The following is a 21,068-nucleotide window of genomic DNA, read 5'->3' on the forward strand; positions in this document are numbered from 1 at the left end:
ACCAATGGTGAAGTGGGAATACGCGCTCATCGTCCGCCGAAGGCAGGCCGAGGGCCAAAGCTGGGGTCTCTACTACTTCTGGTACGGCCCGGACGGTTCCAGAGTGGACGTGACGGCGTACGGGGATACCGCCATCGCCCACCTCAACCGGGTCGGCGCCGATGGCTGGGAACTGGTCTCCGCGGCCGAGGACGTGAACAACCTTCAGGGCACCACGGAGGTCTTCCGCTATCACCTGAAGCGGCCCATCCGTTCGGCCTGACCCGGGTTCCGGGCGGGGGGTGCCCCGCCCGGAACGCGGGTGCCGGCGGCCCGCCGGACGGCTCGGTCCGGTGCCGTCGGGGATGCGGCGGGCCGCGTCAGGCCACGTGCCGGCGATAGCCCTCCAGCGCGGCGGCCAGGATCTCCCGGCCGGGCCGGTCCCACAGCTCGGCGTTGAACACCTCGACCTCGATCGGCCCGCGGTAGCCGGCCGCGTCGACCGCCGCGCGCATCCGGCGCAGCTCGATGCAGCCCTCGCCGGGCAGCGCGCGGCCGAGCAGCACGCCGGCCGGCAGCGGGGTGATCCAGTCGCAGACCTGGAAGCTGGCGATGTGCGCGCCGGCCCGCGCGATGTCCGCGTACACCCGGTCGTCCCACCACAGGTGGTACGCGTCGACCACCACCCCGACCGTGGCCGGGTCGAACCGGGTCGCGATGTCCAGCGCCTGGCCCAGGGTGGAGATCACGCACCGGTCGGCGGCGAACATCGGGTGCAGCGGTTCGATCGCCAGCGTCACCCCGGCGTCCGCCGCGTGCGGGGCGAGCGCCGCCACCGCGTCGGCGACCCGGTCGCGGGCGCCGGCCAGATCCCGGTCGCCCGCGGCCATCCCGCCGGAGACGAGCACCAGGACCGGAGCGCCGAGCGCCGCGGCCTCGTCGAGCGCCCGGCGGTTGTCGTCGTACCAGTCCTCGCCGGTGGTGAAGAAGCCGCCGCGGCACAGCGTGCTGACGGTGATGCCGGCGTCCCGGACGAGCCGCGCCGCGCGGTCGAGGCCGAACTCGGCGACCGGCTCGCGCCACAGCCCGACCGCGTCGACGCCGGCGTCCCGGCAGCCGGCCACCAGGTCCGGCAGCGCCCAGCCGGTCGCGGTGGCCTGGTTGAACGAGAACCGGCCGGTCACTGCGGCACGCCCTGGGTGGTGAAGAAGGCCCGCGCCCGCGCGGCCGCCAGGTCAGGGTCCGGGATCAGCCCGGCGGCGTCGGCCAGCACCAGCAGCCGGCCCAGGTGTACGGCGGACCGCCCGCTGGCCAGGCCGCCGACCATGGCGAAGTGGTCCTGGTACCCGCTGAGCCAGGCCAGGAAGACGATTCCGGTCTTGTAGTAGTAGGTGGGCGTGCCGAAGATGTGCCGGGACAGCGGGACGGTGGGGCCGAGCAGCCGGTCGTACCCGGTCAGGTCCCCTCGTCCAGCGCGGCGAGCGCGGGGCCGGCGACCGGCGCGATGGCGGCGAAGATGCCCAGCAGCGCGTCGGAGTGGTGGGTCTCGTCGCCGCGGATCAGCTCCGGGTAGTGGAAGTCGTCCCCGGTGTACATCCGGACCCCGGGCGGCAGGTTCCGGCGCAGGTCCTCCTCGCGGCCGGCGTCCAGCAGCGACATCTTGATCCCGTCGATCCGGTCGGCGTGCTCGCGCAGCAGCGCCAGCACGGTGCCGGTGGCGACGTCGAGGTCCTCGGCGCCCCAGTAGCCGCGCAGCGCCGGGTCGAACGCGTCGCCGAGCCAGTGCAGCAGCACCGGGCCGGGCGCCTGCTCCAGCACCGCCCGGTAGGCGGACAGGTAGTCCTCGGCGTCCCGGGCCGCCGCCGCGAGGTGCCGGCTGCACATCAGCACCGGTACGGCGCCGGCCCCGACCACGTCGGCCAGCTGCTCCTGGTACGCCTTGACCACCTCGTCGAGGCCGACCGGCTGCCCGGCCGGCAACTGGTCGGTGGCCACGCCCGCCACGATCGAGCCGCCGACGGCCTTCGCCTCGGCGGCGGACCGGCGGATCAGCTCGCGGGTGGTGGGGTAGTCCAGCCCCATGCCGCGCTGCGCGGTGTCCATCGCCTCGGCCACGCCGAAGCCGTACCGCCAGAGGTGGTGCCGGAAGGCCAGCGTGGCGTCCCAGTCGAGCACGGCCGGTGCCCCGGGGTGTTCTCGGCGAGCGGGTCGGCGACCACGTGCGCGGCCGCGTACCCGATCCGGGTGTGGAACGGCCGCGGCGGTGGCGGCGGCGTGCCGCGCAGCGGGTACCGCTCGCCGCCGGGCAGCGTGACGGTGCGGTCGTTCACCTCTGGACCTCGATCTCGATGCGGCGGCCCTCGCGGGCGGAGCGCAGGCCGGCCTCGGCGAGCTGCACGCCGCGTACCCCGGATTCGAAGTCCCACGGGAACGGCGTGCCCTGCACGACGTGCCGCAGGAACGACTCCCACTGCACCTTGAAGCCGTTGTCGAACTCGGTGTTGTCCGGCACCGCCTGCCACTGCGCCCGGAAGTCCTCGGTGGCGGGCAGGTCGGGGTTCCACACCGGGGCCGGGGTGGTGGCGCGGTGCTGGATCCGGCAGTTCCGCAGCCCGGCCACGGCGCTGCCGTGCGTGCCGTCGACCTGGAACTCCACCAGCTCGTCGCGGTAGACCCGGACGGCCCAGGACGAGTTGATCTGCGCGACGATCCCGCCGGCCAGCTCGAAGATGGCGTACGCGGCGTCGTCGGCGGTGGCCTGGTACGGCTGGCCCCGCTCGTCGATGCGTTCCGGGATGTGCGTGCTGGTGTGCACGGTCACCGCCTGCACCGGTCCGAAGAGCTGTTCCAGCAGGTAGTGCCAGTGCGGGAACATGTCGGCGACGATGCCGCCGCCGTCCTGCGACCGGTAGTTCCAGCTCGGCCGCTGGGCCGGCTGCCAGTCGCCCTCGAAGACCCAGTAGCCGAACTCGCCGCGCACCGACAGGATCCGGCCGAAGAACCCGCCGTCGATCAGCCGCCTGAGCTTGCGCAGGCCGGGCAGGAACAGCTTGTCCTGCACGACGCCGTTGCACAGCCCGCGTTCCTGGGCCAGCCGGGCCAGGCTCTCGGCGCCGGAGAGCGTCTCGGCCAGCGGCTTCTCCGTGTAGACGTGCCGGTCGGCCTCCAGTGCGGCCCGGATGGCCTTCTCCCGCGCGCTGGTGACCTGCGCGTCGAAGTAGATCTGCACGCTCGGATCGGCGAGCACCGCGTCCAGTTCGGTGTGGTAGCGGGTCAGCCCGTGCCGCTGGGCGATCGCGGCGAGTTTGGCCTCGTCGCGGCCGAGCAGCACCGGCTCGGGCCAGATCACCCGGCCGTCGTCGAGGGGCAGCCCACCCTGCTCGCGGATGGCCAGTAGGGAGCGCACCAGGTGCTGCCGGTAGCCCATCCGTCCGGTCACCCCACCCAGCGCGATACCGATCGAGGTGCGTTCCATGTGTTCCCTCCCAGAACCTGGGCGGGAGCCGCCCCAGGCGCGACTCGTCGGATGAGATCGCCTTCAGAAAGCGCTTTCCGAGTTACGATATCGATGCCCGTCTCGGGTGGTCAAGCGTCACGACAGGGGAGCTGATGGCTGCGCGTACCCACGTGACCCTGGAGGATGTGGCCCGCGCCGCGAACGTGTCGTTGGCCACCGCCTCCCGGGTCCTGAACGGCACGGCCGCCGTGCGGCCGGACCTCTGCGAGCGGGTACGCGACGCCGCGGCGCGACTGGCGTACACGCCGAACGCGCACGCCCAGGCGCTGGCCGGCGCGTCCCGGCGGACCGTGGGGGTGGTCTGCCACGACGTGAGCGACCCCTACTTCGCGGCGGTGGCCGGCGGGGTGATGCGGGTGGCGGCCGAGAACGGGCTGCTGGTCATGTTGGCCAGCACGTTCCGCGACCCGATGCGCGAGGTCGCCTACGTGTCGCTGCTGCGCGCCCAGCGGGCGCCGGCGATCCTGCTCATCGGTTCCGGCTTCGAGGATCGGGAGTGGGAGCGGGCGCTGACCGCCGAGATCGACCCGTACCTGCGCGGCGGTGGCCGGATCGCGGTGGTCAGCCGGCACCGCAACCTCGGCGTCGACAGCGTGCTGCCGGAGAACCGGGCCGGCGCCGCGGCGCTGGCCCGGCGGCTGCTGGAATTCGGGCACCGCCGGTTCGCGGTCCTGACCGGTCCGCCCGCGCTGACCACCGTGGCGGACCGGCTGGCCGGATTCCGGGACGAGCTGGCCGCGGCCGGCGTGCCGCTGACCGACCGGGACGTCTGCGCCGGCTCGTTCGACCGGGCCGGTGGCTACGCCGCGATGACCGAGCTGCTCGACCGGAGGCTGCGGGCCACCTGCGTCTTCGCGGTCACCGACGTGATGGCGATCGGGGCGCTGGCCGCGCTGCGCGACCGTGGCCTGTCCGTGCCGGCGGACGTCTCGGTGGCCGGGTTCGACGACATCCCCATCGTCCGGGACCTCACCCCACCGTTGACGACGGTGGCGCTGCCGCTGGAGGAGCTGGGGGAGCGGGCCATGCGGCTGGCGCTGACCGAGAACACCGGCCGGCGCGCCCGGACCGATCGCGTGGCGGGTGAGGTGGTGGTCCGGGGCAGCACCGCGGCGCCCGCCCGGAGCGCCGCCGACCGGTGAGCCGGCCCGCCCGACGGGGCGGTTGCGAGATCACGAGCGTGACGCCGGAACTACCGGGGGACACCTTATTACTAGGGGGCGTCGGAAAGAGGGCCCCTTCCGTCGCGGGGGACGGCGGAAGGGGCCCTCGTCTTTCCGGTGTGGCCGGGGTGGTTCCGGGCCGCGTACGGCTGGCGTTGTCGCACGTCGGGTGGTGCACGGGTGGAACGGCGCCGCCGCAGCGGGGGGTGAGGGTGCGGCGGCGCCGTGCTCGTGGGGCGCGGCGGGTGTCGCGCCGGACGGTGCGGTCCGCGTGGGTGCCGGCCCCGGCCGGTGTGTACGCCGGTGTCGGGCGGCCGCCCCGGTGGGTGGCCCCCGTCAGCGGCCGTCGAGCACCGGGTCGCGTTCGGCGCGCCGGGCCAGGTATACGGCGGTGACCGTGTCGACCGCGGTGCCCCTGGAGGTGGTCGGCCGGTAGCGCACGGTCGCGGCGCGGGCCGACGAGGTCTCCACGATGCCGGCGCACCAGGCGCTGCCCCGGTGCACCCAGACCCGGTCCGCCGGCCGGTAGCTGTCGGTGGGGGCAGGTTGACAAGGTCGCGCTGGGCGGGTTCGAGCATGGGCACGGACAAGGATCACACCTCCGCGATGCTGGCATGGTCGAGGGGAAGGCCTGCCGACGTGAGGCTCTTGGCTTGGTACATGTCGGAATCAGCGCTGGACAACACATCGGACAGCCGGCAGGGGCCGGTGACCGGTGCGAGCCCGACCGAGGCGCGGACCCGGATGGGGCCGCCGCTGATCTCGATGGGAGCGGCAAGGACCGCACCGAGCCGTTGCCGCGCCTGTTCGCGGCTGTCCGGGTCGATCGGTACGTTGCCGATGAGTGCGGCGAACTCGTCGCCGCCGAGCCGGGCGACAGCACCGTCGCCGGCGAACTGGGACAGCCGGCGACCGACCGTGGTGAGCACGCGGTCGCCGGCCGGGTGGCCGAAGCGGTCGTTGATCTGCTTGAAGTCGTCCAGGTCGACCACCGCCGCCAGCAGGGGGAACTGGGTGCGGTCGGTGAGCAGGATCTGGCCGCGCTGGTGGAAGCCACGCCGGTTGTACAGCCCGGTCAGCGAGTCGTGGGTGGCCGCGTGCCGGGCCGCCTCAAGCTGCCCGGCCAGGCCGGCGAGGCGGGCCTCGGCCCGCAACGCCCGCGACCTCATCCGACCGGCGGCGACCACACCGGTGAGCGCTGCCCCTGTGGCCAGCACGGTGAAAGGCTCCACCATGGTCGTGCCTCCGTCACCGGTTGTCGACCGAAGTCGGGTGTTTTGCCTGCTTATGGCCTACTCATGATCACCAAAAGTGATCGAATAGGTACGGCTGTACTGGGTTATCATGCTCCCCGTCCATTGCAGATGCAATAGCGGATGCACGTGCATCTGCGCGCGACTACGGCGTCCCGTGATCCCGCCCGGTGCGCCCGGAGCGGCGCCTCGGCGGGTTCTGGCGAAGAGAGGCTCCAATGCAACAGCTACCGAACGGCGTACCCACCACCGAGCTGCCACCACTGGCGTGGCAGAAGAGCCGGCGGAGCAACCCCAGCGGCAACTGCGTCGAGTTGGCCGGGCTGCCCGACGGCACCGGAATCGCGGTGCGCAACTCGCGGCACCCGGAGGGGCCAGCTCTCATCTACACAGTGGAGGAAATCACCGCCTTCCTGCTCGGGGTGCGGGACGGAGACTTCGACAACCTGATCGCCTGACGGCGAGCGGCGATGAGTCGATCGCCCTGCGGTGACGGGCAACACACCGATCGCCCGAACGCGTATCACCGATTCGGTCGCTTCTGACCTGTCGACCGCAGGTCAGAGCGGCCGTCGGCAAGGTCGCCCGCAGAGATCGCCGCCGGGGGCTTCGTCTCACTGTCGGTTCATGGCATGCTTACGCGGCAGCGGAGCCGGCCCGTCGGGCCGCGCGGAAATCCGGAGGTCGGTGCGTGGCGACGGATCAGGCCGGGAACGGTTCGGCCACCGGGCCGACCGTCCTGCGCATGCTGCTCGGGTCGCAGTTGCGGCGCCTCCGGGAGGGCCGCGGGGTCACCCGGGAGTCCGCCGGCTACGAGATCAGGGCCTCCGAGCCCAAGATCAGCCGGATGGAACTGGGCCGGGTGGGCTTCAAGGAGCGCGACGTCGCCGACCTGCTCACCCTCTACGGGGTCACCGACGACGGCGAGCGGGAGAGCCTGCTGGGTCTCGCCCGGCAGGCCAACACCCCGGGCTGGTGGCACCGGTACGGCGACGTGCTGCCCAACTGGTTCCAGGCGTACCTGGGGCTGGAGGCCGCGGCCAGCCTGATCCGGACCTACGAGGTCCAGTTCGTGCCGGGGCTGCTGCAGACCCGCGACTATGCGCGGGCGGTCATCCTGCTCGGACACGACCGGGCCGACGCCAGCGAGATCGAGACCCGGGTCGACCTGCGGATGGCGCGGCAGCGGATCATGTCCCGCAGCGACGCGCCCCGGCTGTGGGCGGTGATCGACGAGGCGGCGCTGCGCCGCCCGATCGGCGGCGTCGAGGTGATGCGTTCCCAGCTCACCGCGCTCATCGAGGCCACCAAGCTGCCCAACGTCCGGCTGCAGATCATGCCGTTCGCCGCGGGTGGCCACTCGGCCGCCGGAGGCAACTTCAGCATCCTGCGGTTCCCGGACGCCGACCTGCCCGACGTCGTCTACATCGAACAGTTGACCAGCGCGCTCTACCTGGACAAGCGGGACGACATCGACCACTACGCCGCGGCCATCGAGCGGGTCTGCGTGGAGGCCGAACCGCCCGAGCGGACCACCGAGATCCTCGAAGGCGTGCTGCGGGACTACGACCGGGTGAGCGGCTGAGCCACCGGTCAGGCCGCTGGCGCGGGCGGGGATCCGCGGCCGGCGGCGGCACGGACGAGGCAGTTGGCAGGCCGCCGGTCGGACCCGGTGGCCCGGACGACGGGTGAGTGCGATGAGAGGGCCCACGGGCGACGACCGGATCGACACGTCGGTCATGCACCCGGCCCGCCGGTACAACTACTGGCTCGGCGGCAAGGACAACTTCCAGGCGGATCGCGAGTCCGGCGACCAGATCGCCGGGGCGTTTCCCGCGGTCCGCACCACGGCGCTGGAGAACCGCTGGTTCCTGCGCCGGGCGGTCACCTTCCTGGCCGCGGAGGCGGGCATCGACCAGTTCCTGGACATCGGCACCGGCATCCCGAGCGCCGACAACACGCACGAGGTGGCGCAGCGGATCGACCCGAGCGCCCGGGTCGTGTACGTGGACAACGATCCGATCGTGCTGACCCACGCCCGCGCGCTGCTGACCAGCTCCGCGTCGGGCCGCACCGCGTACCTGGACGCCGACCTGCGGGAACCCGAACGGATCCTGGCCAACCCGCAGTTGCGCCGCACCCTCGACCTGGATCGGCCGGTCGGCCTGCTGCTGATCGCCGTGCTGCACTTCGTCCAGGACCACGAGGACCCGTACGGCATCGTCGAACGGCTGCTGGCGGCCCTGCCCAGCGGCAGCTACCTGGCCGCCTCCAACGTGACCACCGACTTCTGGCCGCCGCAGATGGCCGCCGAGGCGAAGCAGGCCGGCACAGGTGGCGGTCCGCACGGCGTGATGGCGTTCCGCAACCGGGACGAGTTCGCCCGGTTCTTCGCCGGCCTGGACCTGATCGAGCCGGGCGTGCAGCCGGTGGCCCGGTGGCGGGCCGAGGGCGAGCCGGAACCCCGTCCGGCGGACGCCGAGGCCGCCGTCTACTGCGCGGTCGCCCGCAAGCCCTGAACGCGGGTCCGAACCCCGCCGCGGCGCCGCGGGTAAAGAACCATTGTCACCGTTTTCGGTATCGGCGGGTTCCGTTTCGGGCAACCCCGGTTGGTACCAATGTCATCCCGCGGACCGGGGGGCCGATCCGGCCGGCATCGCGGTTCAAAAGGGACCAACCAGCGCCGTACACGTGCACGGTGGAATTGTGCCGTAGCAGCGAGCGACTTCTGTCCGATCGTGCACGCTCGGTGCCCGCACGGCTTTCATGCTTGTAACGGGACTGTGCGGAACATCGGGAAGCCCTTAAGTTCGCCTTAAACACGCGTTAGAACGGGGTGTACGACACGTGATCAAGTTGCTCCGCCGGGTAGCGTCGCCGGGCATCGGCATGAGGAGTAACGAGATGGGCACCAAGCGCACCCTGTATTTTGTCATCGGCGCCGTGGGCGTCGCGGCCCTGCTGGGCACCACGTTGCCGCTGTTGGCCGACGACTCGGGCAGCCGCACGATCGGCGCGGTCGCGGACACCACCGCCACACAGGTGGTCCAGGACGGTGACAACGGCACCAAGACCACGCTGGCGACCTGCCCGCAGACCTGCGACGGCAACCCGCGGGGTTGGCGGGACGCGGTGGTGGAGTTCGCCGTCACCGGCCTGCCGGCCACGGCCGGGCACGTCCAGGCCCGGCTGCGGCTGCACGCCTGGACCGCGACAGCCGCCCGGGTGGTCGCGTACGGCGGCGGGTCGGGCGCCGACGGACCGGGCGTCACCGCCCGCCGGCCCGATTTGCCGGCGGCCACCCAGCTGGACGCGAAGGACTCGGTGGTCGGCGGCTTCAACGACTGGGACGTCTCGGCGGCCGTGCAGGGCAACGGCACCTACACGTTCACGCTGCGGCAGGAGACCCACAACACCCGCGTCTACTGGGCCTCCCGGGAGAACAAGCGGACGGAGATCCGGCCCGAGCTGACCATCACGTACGACAACACGGGCCAGCCGACCCCGTCGGCCACCCCCGTACCCTCGGCCTCGCTGCCGGCGCCCAGCAGCGCGCCGCCGTCGCCGAGCGCGGCGCCCAGCAGCGCCAAGCCGTCGGCTCCGACGGTGAGCCGCTCGGCGGCCGCGCCGTCCAGCGCCGCCGCCCCGGCCGGCTGGAAGCTGGCCTGGTCGGACGAGTTCAGCGGCAGCACGCTGGACAGCTCGAAGTGGAACGCCCTGGGACCGACCATGGTGGACTACGACAAGGCGTGCATCACCAACCGGCCCGACAACGTCTTCGTCAGCGGCGGCGTGCTCACGCTGCGGGCCAAGCGGGAGTCGTTCACCTGCGGCTCCGAGCGCCGGGCCTACACCTCGGCCTACCTGGACACCAAGGGCAAGGCGTCGTTCACCTACGGCCGGTTCGAGGTACGCGCCAAGGCGCCGACCACGCCCACCGGATCCACCGGCATCTGGCCGGCGTTCTGGCTGCGCCCCGACGACGGCGGCGTGGGCGAGATCGACGTGACGGAACTGCCCGGCGGCGCCAACTGGTACAAGCTGTCCACCCAGGCGATCTTCTACGACTACACGCCGATCAAGCAGGACAACCGGGCCGCGCTGCCGAACGGGATCCCGTCGGACGGCTTCCACACCTACGCCACCGAGTGGGAACCGGGCGTGATGCGCTGGTACCTCGACGGCAAGCTGGTGTGGCAGCGGGACCGGAGCACGACCTCGTGGTTCGACAAGGCGTTCAGCCGCCCGTTCCACCTGCGGCTGAACATCCAGGTGGGCGGCTGGCTGGGTGACCCGGACTCGGCCACCCGGTTCCCGTCCGACTTCCAGGTCGACTACGTGCGGGTCTGGAAGCGGTAGTACGCCGGTAGCAACGGCCCTTCGCCGGCCGGACCCCGAGCGGGTCCGGCCGGCGAGTGGGTCCGACCGGCGAGTGGGTCCGACCGGCGAGTGGGTCCGACCGGCGAGTGGGTCCGACCGGCGAGTGGGTCCGGCCGGCGAGCGGCATGGGGCCGGCGAGCGCCGCCGCGCCGGCCGATCCGGCGCGGAGTGACGGCTTTTCACCCCAATGTGGACCGGGCGCGCCGGAACGATCCATCATGTCCTATGCGCAGTCACACCGCCCACACGCGGCGGCTCGCGCGGGCCGTGGTGGCCGCGTTGGCGCCCGAGGAACTGCCCGCGTTCGACCTGCTGGCCGCGCCGTACCTGGACGGGGTGGACGCCTCGGACGACTCCGGCGAGCTGGAGTTCGGGGTGCTGGAGGCGGTGGCCACCCTGACGCCGGTGGCCACCATGGTGTGCGCGGCGGTGGCCGGTGCCGCGCTGCGCGGCGTGTCCGGCGAGGTCGAGCGCGCCAGCGGGTCGGCGACCCGGCGGATCGCCGCGGCGCTGCACCGCCGGCCGGCGCCGGCGCAGCCGCCCGGGTGGACCCCGCAACAGCTCGCCGAGCTGCGCGAGGTGGCCCTCGGCCGGGCCGTGGCGCTCGGCCTCGACGAGGCCGCCGCCGGTGCCCTGGCCGACGCCGTGGTGGGCGCGCTGGTGCTGCCGCCGGAGCGGCAGCCGTGACCGCGTCGTCGCCGCCCGCCGGTGCGGCCCGCCCGGTGGTCCTCGGCCGGCCCGCGGACGCCGGCTTCCTGCTGATTCCGCCGGTGGCCCTGGTGTTCACGGCGGCGATCGTGCTGGCCACCGTCATCACGGCGACCATCCCGCTGGGCGGCGGCACCGCCGGCTGGCTCGGCCCCCTCGACCCGTACCCCGGATCGGCGCGCAACGGGGCGGCGCTTCAGGTCATGCTGCTGGTCGGGCTGCTGCTGGCCGCCACGCTGCCCCGCCGGCTGGCCGGGCCGCTGGCCGCGGCCGGTGTGCTGGCCGTCGGGCTGGTCTGCGCCGTCGGGGCGACGGTCGACCTGGCCGGCGTGGGGCGCGGGCTGCGCGGCGACCTGATGCGGTACGCCCAGGGGAGTTGCTCGGCGGGGACCAGGCGATCGCCTGGCTGGTGATCGCCGCGACGCTCGGGCTGCGGTCGCTGTCGGCGCGGCTGCCGGCCGTTTCCGGCCGGCAGCCACCACCGCGGGGCTGACGCGGCCGGTCAGATTCCCCGGCCGCGCTTGTGCAGTTCCCGGACCACCCGGTCCGGCCGAACCGCCCGGCTGGCCACAGCGAGCGCCAGATAGGCGCGCGGTTCCCGCGGGTTGTCCGCGAGCGTCCGGCGCGCCCAGCGCACCGCGTCCCGCCGGTTGCCGGACGCGGCCTGGGCGAACGCGATCTGCCCGGCGATCCGGGCCGCCCCCGCGGGCTGCCGGGCGAACTCCGGATAGCGTTCCAGCAGCCACTGCAACGCTTCGGCGATCATGTTCCAGCGCTGCGCGAAGTAGGACCGGCGGTGCCAGCGGACCAACGTGTACGGCTCGCGCACGTTGGCCAGCGGGCGCCGGCGGGCCGCCCGGAGCAGGAACTCGTAGTCCTCCGCGTAGCTGCCGGGGATCTCCTCGTCCACCGGCCCGATGCCGGACAGCAGCACCGAGCGGCGGATCAGGAACGTCGACGGGTGCAGCTCGGTGAGCCGGTCCCGCAGCAGCGCGTCCAGGGTGATCCGGTCCGCCTCCAGCGTGCGGTCGACGTCGTGGTCGTCGTACCGGACCCGGATGCCGCAGCAGACCAGCTCGGCGTCGGTGGCCTCCAGCATCGCCACCTGGGCGGTGAGCTTGCCCGGCAGCCACTCGTCATCGTCGTCGCAGAACGCCACCAGGTCGCCGGTGGCCGCCTCGATTCCGGTGTTGCGCGCTCCGGCCAGCCCCGGGGTCCGCGCGTTGCGCAGGACCCGTACCGCCCGGTGCGGGTCCGTCCGCTCCAGCCCGTGATCCGGCTCGGAGCGGTCGAACACCACGAGCACCTCGATCCGGCCCGGATGGTCCTGCTCGGCGATGGCGCGCAGCGCGCGGTCGAGCAGTTCCGGCCGGTCCCGGGTGGGCACCACGACGCTGACCGTGAGCGGGTCGCCGGTCGCCCGGCCCGCGGCCGTCACCGGACACCCCGCCGTCGGTCGGCGGTGCGGACCAGTTCCTCGACGATCCGGCCCACCCGGGCCGCCGCCTGTTCCCGGGCGGCGAACCGGTCCTGCTCGGCGGCCTGGTCGATCTGGAACGCGGCCGGGGCCGCGAGACCCTCGTCCAGCGCCCGGTGGAACTCCTCGGCGGACCGGCAGAGCCGGATCTCTCCGGCGGTGGCCAGCCGGGCGGTGTAGCGCATCTGGTGCTCGTCCACGTGCTCGCCGTACTCGGGGTCGCGGGCCACGACGATCGGCAGCCGGCCGGCGGCCCGCGCCTCGGCGATGGTGGCCGGGCCGCCGTGGCTGACCACGATGCGCGCCCCCGCCATCGCCCCGCCCAGCTCGGCGTGCCCGAGGAAGGCGGTGGCGCCGGGAACGTCCGGCACCCGGCTGCTGCCGTGCTGCACCACCACGGTCGGCGGCTCGGCGCGGCCGGCGTACCAGCCCTCGATCCAGTCCATCAGCCGGTTGAAGGGGTGCTTGTCGGTGCCGACGACGACCAGCACGTCGGTGTCCGCTGCGCCCGCGGCTCCCGCCCCGCTCACAGCAGCTGCCCGACGACGGTGGCCTCGGGGTAGAGCGCCCGCTGCTCCTCGGACTGCACGAGCATCGCGGACAGGAACGGCCGGCACAGCCGCGCGGTGAGGGTGCGGGTGTCCAGCCGGTCGGAGACCTCGATGTAGATCGTCGGGATGCCGCGCAGCCGGGCCAGCGCCACGAACGGCACCGCGACGCCGGCACCGGTGGTCACCACCGCCGCGACCTGGCGGCGGCGCAGGGTGCGGATCGCCAGCACGGTGTTCCGGAGCAGGTTCTTGATGTTCCTGGTGGTGGGGTGGTGCGCCCAGATCACCGTCTCCTCCCGGAGCAGCGAACAGGCATCGGGGGTGTCAAAGGTGATCCAGAAGCGGGACCGGGTGTGGTACCAGGACCGCAGCGCGAACAGTTGGGCCAGATGCCCGCCGCTGGACGCGACGAACAGGATCTCGGCATGGGGCGATACCCCTGCGAGCTGTGTCACTCATCCCTCCGCAGCGCGAGATGTGATCGGTTGGGGTGGTGCGATGCCAATGCAGGATGTCCGAAGTGGTGGCTCAGTTGGTGTCCGGTTAACGGACAGTTTTCTGTCGTGTTTGCGCGCAATCAGCGAAATGCAGCGTCTCGGGCGGCGGTGTCGAGCCGTCCGGCCGATGCGCCGCGCCCGGCGCCCGGTACGCCGGCGGCCGGTGACCGGTCGCGGGTCGGGCCGGATCACGGGCCGCCGGATCATGAGCCGGATCATGGACCGGCCCCGACCGGTCGGGCCTGCCGCTGCGCGAGCACGGTGAGCAGGCCGGGATGCAGCGCCGGGTTCCACCCCGCGCCGCCGCTGGCCAGCCGCCAGGTCCGCAGCCACATCTCCACCAGGTACGCCTCGGCCACCGCGGCAGCCGCCCGCGCGTCCAGCCCCCACCCGGGGCCGTGCCGGAGCACCGCGTCCTGCGCCGCCTGCGCCGCCGCCGCCACCGGCCGGCCGGCCTCCACCAGCTCGCGCTGGAAGGCGTGGTGCGCCAGGTCGAAGCCGAGCGGTACGCCGTCGGCGGCGTGCTCCCAGTCCCACGCCACCACCCGGTCGCCGAGCCGGCCCAGGTTCCACGGCACCCAGTCGCCGTGCCAGCGGCCGAACTCCAGCCGGGTCTCGCCGTACCGGTCGAGCAGGGCGTCCACGGCCGGCCGGACGGCCTCGGCGCCGGGCTCGGCCGACTCGGCGCGCAGCCGCTGGTGCAGCGGCGAACCGGTCAGCGGCCGGGGCGCGGTGGCGGGACCGCCGGAGCGGGCCACGGCGGCCAGCGTCGGCGGGTGCGGGTCGGCCGGGTCGGCCGGGCGGCGTACCGCCCGGGGAGCGGGGCGATCACCGCCACCGGCTGCCCGGCCCAGTCGATCGCCGCGAGCAGCCGGGGCACCAGCGGGAACCCGTCGGCACCGGCTGCCCGGCCCGTGGTCCCCGCGGCCTCCTCGGCCTCCGCGGTCCGGGCCGGGCCGTCGGGCCGGTCCGGGGCGGTCAGCCCGGCCAATTCGGTCAGCGTCGCCGACTCGGCCCGGACCAGCGCCGAGGTCGCCGGATTCCAGCCGATCTTCGCGTACCCGCGGGGTCGGCCCGTGTCGTCGAAGAGCTGGAGCGTGGGCTTGCGGTTCGGGTCGGGCGGCCGGACCCCGATCGCCGCGTGCAGACCGCCGCCGGCGTTCCCGGCGGCGAGCCGGCGGACCAGCAGTACCTCGGCCGGATCGGTGCCGGCCGGCACGCCGACGTTCAGCACCGGGAACCGGGCCCAGCGGGCGGCGCCCAGCCGGGCCGCGGCGCCGACCGCGGTACGCGCCAGCCGGACCGGGGTGGGTCGCAGGGCGTTGTACGCCAGCACGCTGGCCGCCGCCACCGGCGTACCGGCCAGCGGCAGCAGGAACCGGGCGCGCTCGACCGAGGGCACCACCGCGTACCGCAGGGTGGCGTCCGGATCGGCGGCGCGGTCCACCGTGACCCGCAGCCGCGGATCGGGGAAGACCGCCCGGGTCACCCAGCCCAGCCCGTCGGAGCGGTCCCGCGGATCGTTGCCCGGCGTGCTCATGAGGACCAGTCGGCGAAGCTCATGCCGAGCCGCTCCCGCAGCGCGGCGTTGTGCGGCCGGTAGTACTCGGTCAGCTCCTCCCGGACCGCCGGGTCCATCGGCGCCGACCGGCGGTCGTTGAACACCTCGTAGCGGCCCAGGTCGTGCGCCGGCAGGCCGATGAAGTCCAGCACGCCGGCGTAGCTGCCGGCCGGGTCCCCGTAGAGCGTCTCGCTGGGCAGGATGTGCAGCTGCTCCCGGTCGAACAGGTCCAGCCACGGCTCCAGGTGCTCCAGGTAGCGGCCCCGGGCGCGGTAGCTGTACCAGTCGTAGGCGTTGCTGTGGTACTCCGGTTCGGCGATCAACCTGTCGCGTTCCCCGGCCGTCCGCTCCGGCTCGGCGGCCAGCGCCTCGGTGAACCCGAGCGGCTCGGTGCCCTCGGTGCGGCGCTCCTTCCAGTGCGAGTACGCCCGCTCCACCGGGTCGCGCAGCAGCACGATGATCCGGGCCTGCGGGATCAGGTCGTGCACCCGGCCCGCGGCCAGCGGGTGGAACATGTACAGCGGTGCCGCCTCGCCGGCCCGGGGCTGCGCGCCGTGCCGGCGGGCCAGCGCCGCCCGCCGCCGCTCGGTGGGGAAGTGCGAGCGGTACCACCGCTCGCCCCGGTGCCAGTTCTCCTCGAAGTAGTGCGAGGTCTTGGTGTTCCAGGCGGGGTAGAGCCGGGGCACCAGCGGGTGCCGGACGAGGTAGTTCCACAGCGAGGTGGTGCCACCCCGCTTGGTGCCGATGATGAGGAAGTCGGGCGGCCGGCGGTCGTCGCTGGTGCGCTCACCGTAGTGCACGAGCCCGTCCTTGACCCGGTCCCGCAGGCCCAGCGGGGCGGCCTGGTTCAGCTTGTCGCGCATCGTGGTCACGGTCGCCTCTCCTTGTCCTCGTCGTCCTCGTACCGTCGCGACCCGGCGTCGGTGCCGTCCGTCCCGGTGCCGAGGTCGGTGCCCGCGTCCGCGTCCGCGCCGGTGCCGGGACCGGCACCGCGCAGCGTCCGGACCGCGGTGGTCAGCCGGGACCGCACGGCCGGGCGGGTCAGCGCCGCCGCGGCGCCCACCGCCAGCAGACCGAGCGCCACCGCGAGGCCGGCCGGCCCGCGCCCGCCGGAGAGCCCGCCGGTGAGCGCCATTCCGGCCGCCGCCGCGGCGCCCACCACGGCCAGCGTGCCGCCCGCCGTGGCCAGCACGGAGCGGCCCAGCACCGACCGGCCGAGCACCGCGGACGCGGCGGTCGCCGCGACCACGTTCTCCACGACGATGCCGGCGGCCCAACCCAGCGCGGTGCCGAGCACGCCGAGCGGCGGGATCAGCAGCAGGCCGAGCAGCAGCGTGGTGGCCAGGCCCAGGGTGGCGGCCAGCAGGTGCCGGCCGCTGCGCCCGCTCATCAGCAGCAGGGTCTGCACGTTGCCCAGCCCGACGTTCACCAGCATGGCCGCGGCCAGCACCGCCAGCGCGGCGGCGCCGTCGCTGAACTCGCGGCCGAACAGCGCCAGGAAGGCCGGGGCGAACGCCGCCAGCAGCAGGTACACCGGCCAGGACAGCAGCACCACCCAGACGGTGGTCTGCCGGTGCACCGCGAGCGCGTCGTCCCGCCGGTCGGCGCCGAGCAGCCGGGCCAGTTGCGGCGCCACCGCCACCCGCAGGCCCTGCATGGCGAGCTGGCCGGCGAGCACGTACCGGCCCACCCCGCCGAAGATGCCGGCGTCCCGCTGCCCGGCCAGCGCCGCGGTGAGCAGGACCCCGATCCACATGCTGCCGCTGTCGATCGCCGCGGACAGCGCGCGGGGCAGCGCGAATCCCCAGAACGTCCGCCAGTCGTCCGCGGACGCGCGCAGCGCGGCGGCGCCGACGCCCAGCGGACGCCAGGCCAGCAGCACACAGCCGAACACGGCGGCGAGCACCGGCGCCCACCAGGCCAGCAGGCCGGCGACGAGGCCGCCGCCGAGCACCGCGGCCAGGGCCACCAGCACCGGCCGGCCGATCGGCAGGAGCAGGAACTGGATGCCCACGTACGCGCCGATGGGCCGGCTGGCCCGCACGGCCGACAGCAGCACGGTCATCGCCACGGTCATCGGTACGGCGGCGAAGGTGACCGCGAGCAGCCGGGCGCCGTCCCGGCCGGCCTCGGCCAGCAGGTGCGGCGCGACCAGCCGGGCGGTGACCATCCCGGCGAGGGCGACCAGGACGGCGACGGTCAGCGGCGGCAGCAGCGCGACCGGCAGCAGCCGGGCGCCGTCGCCGCCGGGACCGAGCCGCCGGCGGGGCAGCGCCCAGATCAGCGCGGTGTCGGCGCCCAGGCAGCAGATCGCGGTGGCGACGGTCAGCACGCCGATCGCCGCGAACAGACCGCCGGCGCCGGTGGCTCCGTAGCCGCGGGTGATGACGACGGCGAGCAGGAAGCCGAACAGGCCGCTCACGGCGGCGCCGGCCAGGCCGATGGCGCCGCTGCGGGCGCTGTGCCGCAGTTCGGTACGCCGGGTGCCGGCCGGCGCGGCGGTGCTCACGGCGCCGCCAGGGCCGGTCGGGCCGGCACGAGGTCGCCGGGGATCGCGCGGTTGACCGGCCCGTCCAGGGCGGCCAGGGCGAGCCCGACCCCGAGGAAGGTCACGGTGAGGTTCTGGAAGGTGAGCCCGTAGAAGGGCAGCTGCACCAGGGCGATCACCGGCACCACGGCCAGCCACTGACCGGCCGAGGAGCGGGCTCGGGCCAATGGCCGGGCGACCGCCACGAACCACCAGACGAAGCAGATCACGGCGGGGATGCCGTGGCTGAACAGCACCATCCAGAACTGGCCCTGGGTGCCCACCGGGGCGTCGGCGGTGGTGGTGTCGACGCTGACCGGCGCGCCGTAGCCGAGCAGCGGCGAGTCGGCCACCTTGTTCAGCACCTCGGCGTAGAGGCTGGCCCGGTCCACCGTGGTGTCGCTGCTGCTGGTCCGCTCGTTGATCAGATCGTTGACCGGGATCACCAGCGTGGCCAGCCAGCCGAGCAGGGCCACCAGCACGACGGACGCGATGACCCGCAGGTTGCCCCGGCGGGCGGCCCGGACCGCCAGCACCAGCATCCCGGCGCCGAGGCTGATGAACATGCCGCGGTTGAGGGTGAAGAACGCCGGCGGCACGGACAGCGGCAGCGAGACCATCAGCACGATCCGCAGCGCCCCGGTGCGCACCGACAGCAGGTACGCCAGGACGCACGGCACCAGCAGCGCGTAGGTGCTGCCCCAGTTGTTGGTGTACGGGAACGGGGCCGCCGGCCGGAAGGTGGGCTCCAGCGCCCGGGGGCTGTACTCGGAGGCGTGCAGGTGCACCATGTCGTTGATCCAGGGCGCCTGCGCGATCCCGTTAGGCAGCAGGATCTCCACCGGGCTGGTCACCGAGAGCCGGGGCATCAGCACGCCGATCCAGCCGAGGGCGATCAGGGCCAGCCAGAACAGGCACAGCGGGCGCAGCAGCCGCCGCCACGGTGCCAGCTCGCCGGCGGCGGTGTAGATGTACACGCAGGCGATCAGGGCGGTGACGTAGAAGGAGTACCGCAGTCCCGAGCTGAACACGCTGCTGCCGTGCTCCAGCCGGATCGCGCTCAGCAGGGCGAGCGCCAGGAAGGCGCACCACCAGGCGGTGCCGGGTGGCAGCGCCACCCGGCCGCGGCGGACCAGCAGCGCCAGCATCAGGACCCCGAAGACCGGCCAGATCAGGAAGAAGGCGCCGGTGGCCCACCAGAGCGGGACCAGACCGCACATGGCGGTCAGCGGCCAGAGCGGAAGCGTGAGGGGCCGGCCCGGGATCGCGGGCCGGAACGGCGGCTCAGCCATTCCCGGTCAGGAAGACGAAGCCCAGGGTCCGGGCGCCGGTGAGGGTGAGCCGCTGCGCGAGCTGGCGGAGATCCCGCGCCCGGGTCCGGTCCTGGGCCACGACCAGCACGGCCACCCCGTGCCGGGCCGCCCGGACGCCGCGCTCGTCGGTGGCCGCCGGCGGGGCGTCCACCAGCGTGACGGCGGTGCTGCCGGTCCGGATCGGCCGGGTCGGGCCGGCGGTGGACGCCGGTGCGGACGCCGGTGTGGGCAACGGTCCGGACACCGGCACCCGGGCGGTCCCGATGGCGGTGGCGCGCGGTCGGGCCGCCTCGGTCGGTTCGGCCTCCGGGCCGGCCTCCGCCTCGGCCTCCTCCAGCAGCAGCCGGCCGGTGGCCGGGCTCTCGGGGGTGTGCCGGTTCGGCCCGGGGCGCACGGCCGGGACGGGCCGGCGGTTCTCCGCCGGCCACGCCTCGGGGCGGTCCGCCTCCGGCTCGTCGTCCTCACCGCCGGCCAACGGGCCGGCCTGGTCGACGCCGGTCATCCGGACGCTCAGTCCCTCGTTGGCCAGCGCGGCCCGCAGACCCGCGACGAGCTGGCCCTGACCCTCCCCGGCCCGGGTGGACAGCAGGACGGCGCGGCGCTCGCCGGGCGCCGGACGCGCGGTGAGCTGCTCGGCCAGCACCAGGGCGGCGTAGCGCAGGTCGGTGGTCTTGTCGTCGGCGGCCTTCCGCAGGCGCACGGTCGCCAGCGCGGGCCGGCCGATGATCTCCTCGGCCTCGGCCAGCGACCGGACCCGGCGGTCCAGCGACTCCAGTCCGAAGGCCACGACGACACCGACCAGGAACCCGCCGAGCAGGCCGGCGACCAGGTAGAGCAGGGCGGAGTCGTGGCTGGACGGTACGGGGGGCGCGGCGCTGCGGGTCAGCGTGCCGGGGGTGACGTCGACGGCGGCGGCCCGGGCGCGTTCCTCGGCCAGTTGGCTCAGCTGGTCGTTGAGCGACCTGAGCTGGTCCACGGTGGCGGTGACCCCGGGGGAGGCGTTGCTGCCGCTGCCGGCGCCGCTGGCCGGCAGCGACTTGCGGGCGGCGTTGCGTTGGTCGGTGGTGGTCTTGATGGCCGCGTCGTACGCGTCGACGACGGTGGCCTGCTGCTTCTCGTACAGCGAGCGGCGCAGTTCCAGGTACGTCTGGGCGGCGGTGTTCGCGCCGGTCACCGCCTCCTCGGCGCTGCGGCCGGTGTAGAGGAAGCGCAGCACCTGGGTACCGACCGGCAGTTCGACCTGCAACGAGTCGCGGACCTGGCCGATCGGCCGGCCGATGGCCGAGGCGATCGCGTCCGTCACCTGGCTTCCGGTCGCCAGGCCGTTCTCCACGTTCATGTTGACCGCGCGGTCGGCGCCGGGGCCGGGGTAGCTGAACGGGTCGGCGACCACCGGGCGGACGGCCACCACCGCGATGGCCTCGTAGCTGGCCGGCACCAGCCACAGGTAGCCGGCGGTGGCCGCGAGGCCGATCAGTGCCGTGAGCGCCACGACCGGCCACCGCCGGATCGGGATCCGGGCCAGATCGGTCAGGGTCACCGTGCGCCGTCCGGCAGCGGTCATGTCGGTCGTGTCAACCATCGAACCTCTTGACGATCTGTTGGGGGTTTCCGATCACCACCACCCGCGGTGGGACGTCGCTGCGGACGACGGTGGCGGCGCCGACGACGCTGTCGCGGCCCAGCCGGACCCCTTTGAGTACCAGCGCGCCCGCGCCTACCCAAACATTCTGCTCTATCACGATCGGTGAACGGGTGCCCGGTCCGGGCGGATCGTGCCGACGTGCGGGATCGAGATTGTGGAACGTGTTGTCGACGATCTGGCAGTCCGACAGCAGGCATCGGTCGTCGATGGTGATCCGGTCCCAGCAGCCGACCCAGGTCGCGTTGAGCAGGCAGTCGGCGCCCACCACCACCTCGCCGGGTCCGGCGAACCGGACCAGCTTGTTGATCCGGGTACGGTCGCCGATCGTCACCCGGACCCCGCGCCGGAGCCGGAGCCGGCCGCGGATCTGGACGTCCCGGCCGAGCCGTAGCCGTGGGTAGCGGAGTCGGTACCACCGTCGCTTGATGGCGAAGGCCAGGCGCAGAGCGGCGCCCGAGACGCCCTGTCGGGGCACCTCGGACGCCCGGACGGGCCGC

At 73.9% G+C, this 21,068-nt stretch carries 20 protein-coding genes and 2 pseudogenes; 8 read left to right on the forward strand and 14 right to left on the reverse strand.

All coding sequences use genetic code 11. The features are described 5' to 3' along the window. Nucleotides 1-4 precede the first annotated feature (4 nt). Complete coding sequence (locus tag CIK06_RS12850; RefSeq protein ID WP_095565031.1) at nt 5-262, forward strand: hypothetical protein; 258 nt, start codon at nt 5-7, stop codon at nt 260-262. Between the two features lie 97 nt (nt 263-359). Here the strand turns inward: CIK06_RS12850 and CIK06_RS12855 are convergent, their stop codons facing one another. From CIK06_RS12855 to CIK06_RS12865, 3 genes and pseudogenes are all read right to left on the reverse strand, one after another. Continuing rightward, nucleotides 360-1,163, reverse strand: a complete 804-nt coding sequence (locus CIK06_RS12855) for a sugar phosphate isomerase/epimerase (RefSeq protein ID WP_095565032.1) — start codon at nt 1,161-1,163, stop codon at nt 360-362. Next, nucleotides 1,160-2,309, reverse strand: a pseudogene (locus tag CIK06_RS12860) (dihydrodipicolinate synthase family protein). The gene CIK06_RS12855 and the pseudogene CIK06_RS12860 overlap by 4 nt, the downstream one beginning before the upstream one ends. Then, on the reverse strand, nt 2,306-3,454 hold the full coding sequence (locus CIK06_RS12865; RefSeq protein WP_095565033.1) for a Gfo/Idh/MocA family protein: 1,149 nt from the start codon (nt 3,452-3,454) through the stop codon (nt 2,306-2,308). The pseudogene CIK06_RS12860 and the gene CIK06_RS12865 overlap by 4 nt, the downstream one beginning before the upstream one ends. A 134-nt stretch (nt 3,455-3,588) precedes the next feature. Between CIK06_RS12865 and CIK06_RS12870 the strand changes: the two genes are divergently transcribed. Further along, the gene (locus tag CIK06_RS12870; RefSeq protein ID WP_095565034.1) at nt 3,589-4,638 is read left to right on the forward strand and encodes a LacI family DNA-binding transcriptional regulator; all 1,050 of its coding nucleotides are present in this window, start codon (nt 3,589-3,591) and stop codon (nt 4,636-4,638) included. A gap of 357 nt (nt 4,639-4,995) precedes the next feature. Here CIK06_RS12870 and CIK06_RS29335 read toward each other — a convergent pair whose 3' ends face one another. After that, nucleotides 4,996-5,163, reverse strand: coding sequence for a hypothetical protein (locus CIK06_RS29335; RefSeq protein WP_157756736.1), 168 nt, complete (start codon nt 5,161-5,163; stop codon nt 4,996-4,998). Nucleotides 5,164-5,252: 89 nt separating this feature from the next. Beyond that, nucleotides 5,253-5,894 carry a GGDEF domain-containing protein gene (locus tag CIK06_RS12875; RefSeq protein ID WP_095565035.1) on the reverse strand — a complete coding sequence of 214 codons (642 nt, stop codon included), beginning with the start codon at nt 5,892-5,894 and terminating at the stop codon, nt 5,253-5,255. 236 nt (nt 5,895-6,130) lie between these two features. On the opposite strand from CIK06_RS12875, the gene CIK06_RS12880 reads away from it, so the two are divergent. The 6 genes from CIK06_RS12880 to CIK06_RS12905 all read left to right on the forward strand — a co-directional run bounded on the left by CIK06_RS12880 (nt 6,131) and on the right by CIK06_RS12905 (nt 11,413). Continuing rightward, nucleotides 6,131-6,370, forward strand: coding sequence for a DUF397 domain-containing protein (locus CIK06_RS12880; RefSeq protein ID WP_095565036.1), 240 nt, complete (start codon nt 6,131-6,133; stop codon nt 6,368-6,370). A 233-nt stretch (nt 6,371-6,603) separates the two neighbouring features. Further along, nucleotides 6,604-7,497, forward strand: a complete 894-nt coding sequence (locus tag CIK06_RS12885) for a helix-turn-helix transcriptional regulator (protein ID WP_095565037.1) — start codon at nt 6,604-6,606, stop codon at nt 7,495-7,497. Between the two features lie 112 nt (nt 7,498-7,609). Next, nucleotides 7,610-8,431, forward strand: coding sequence for an SAM-dependent methyltransferase (locus tag CIK06_RS12890; protein ID WP_095565038.1), 822 nt, complete (start codon nt 7,610-7,612; stop codon nt 8,429-8,431). 385 nt (nt 8,432-8,816) lie between these two features. After that, the gene (locus CIK06_RS12895) at nt 8,817-10,271 is read left to right on the forward strand and encodes a glycoside hydrolase family 16 protein (protein WP_095565039.1); all 1,455 of its coding nucleotides are present in this window, start codon (nt 8,817-8,819) and stop codon (nt 10,269-10,271) included. A gap of 246 nt (nt 10,272-10,517) precedes the next feature. Then, the gene (locus tag CIK06_RS12900) at nt 10,518-10,979 is read left to right on the forward strand and encodes a hypothetical protein (RefSeq protein ID WP_095565040.1); all 462 of its coding nucleotides are present in this window, start codon (nt 10,518-10,520) and stop codon (nt 10,977-10,979) included. Next, nucleotides 10,976-11,413: a hypothetical protein gene (locus CIK06_RS12905; RefSeq protein WP_095565041.1), complete on the forward strand. Its 438-nt coding sequence runs from the start codon at nt 10,976-10,978 to the stop codon at nt 11,411-11,413. The genes CIK06_RS12900 and CIK06_RS12905 overlap by 4 nt, the downstream gene beginning before the upstream one ends. 89 nt (nt 11,414-11,502) lie before the next feature. Here CIK06_RS12905 and CIK06_RS12910 read toward each other — a convergent pair whose 3' ends face one another. The 9 genes and pseudogenes from CIK06_RS12910 to CIK06_RS12950 all read right to left on the reverse strand — a co-directional run bounded on the left by CIK06_RS12910 (nt 11,503) and on the right by CIK06_RS12950 (nt 21,046). Then, entirely contained in the window at nt 11,503-12,438 is a 936-nt protein-coding gene (locus tag CIK06_RS12910; protein ID WP_095565042.1) for a glycosyltransferase family 2 protein, read from the reverse strand. Beyond that, nucleotides 12,435-12,968 carry a glycosyltransferase gene (locus CIK06_RS12915; protein WP_095567776.1) on the reverse strand — a complete coding sequence of 178 codons (534 nt, stop codon included), beginning with the start codon at nt 12,966-12,968 and terminating at the stop codon, nt 12,435-12,437. Before CIK06_RS12915 ends, CIK06_RS12910 begins: the two co-directional genes overlap by 4 nt. A 35-nt stretch (nt 12,969-13,003) precedes the next feature. Continuing rightward, the gene (locus CIK06_RS12920; RefSeq protein WP_095565043.1) at nt 13,004-13,483 is read right to left on the reverse strand and encodes a UDP-N-acetylglucosamine--LPS N-acetylglucosamine transferase; all 480 of its coding nucleotides are present in this window, start codon (nt 13,481-13,483) and stop codon (nt 13,004-13,006) included. 257 nt (nt 13,484-13,740) lie between these two features. Then, nucleotides 13,741-15,074: pseudogene (locus CIK06_RS12925) on the reverse strand (hypothetical protein). Then, nucleotides 15,062-15,958, reverse strand: coding sequence for a sulfotransferase (locus CIK06_RS12930; protein WP_198348229.1), 897 nt, complete (start codon nt 15,956-15,958; stop codon nt 15,062-15,064). The pseudogene CIK06_RS12925 and the gene CIK06_RS12930 overlap by 13 nt, the downstream one beginning before the upstream one ends. Beyond that, nucleotides 15,955-17,595 (reverse strand): lipopolysaccharide biosynthesis protein, encoded by a 1,641-nt coding sequence (locus tag CIK06_RS12935; RefSeq protein ID WP_198348230.1) that lies wholly within the window; start codon nt 17,593-17,595, stop codon nt 15,955-15,957. The genes CIK06_RS12930 and CIK06_RS12935 overlap by 4 nt, the downstream gene beginning before the upstream one ends. Next, nucleotides 17,592-18,905, reverse strand: a complete 1,314-nt coding sequence (locus tag CIK06_RS12940) for an O-antigen ligase (protein ID WP_095565044.1) — start codon at nt 18,903-18,905, stop codon at nt 17,592-17,594. The genes CIK06_RS12935 and CIK06_RS12940 overlap by 4 nt, the downstream gene beginning before the upstream one ends. Continuing rightward, on the reverse strand, nt 18,898-20,508 hold the full coding sequence (locus CIK06_RS12945; RefSeq protein ID WP_157756737.1) for a lipopolysaccharide biosynthesis protein: 1,611 nt from the start codon (nt 20,506-20,508) through the stop codon (nt 18,898-18,900). Before CIK06_RS12945 ends, CIK06_RS12940 begins: the two co-directional genes overlap by 8 nt. Continuing rightward, the gene (locus CIK06_RS12950; protein WP_095565046.1) at nt 20,501-21,046 is read right to left on the reverse strand and encodes a DapH/DapD/GlmU-related protein; all 546 of its coding nucleotides are present in this window, start codon (nt 21,044-21,046) and stop codon (nt 20,501-20,503) included. The genes CIK06_RS12945 and CIK06_RS12950 overlap by 8 nt, the downstream gene beginning before the upstream one ends. Between the last annotated feature and the right edge of the window lie 22 nt (nt 21,047-21,068).

The organism is Plantactinospora sp. KBS50 (assembly GCF_002285795.1).
Classification (GTDB): domain Bacteria; phylum Actinomycetota; class Actinomycetes; order Mycobacteriales; family Micromonosporaceae; genus KBS50.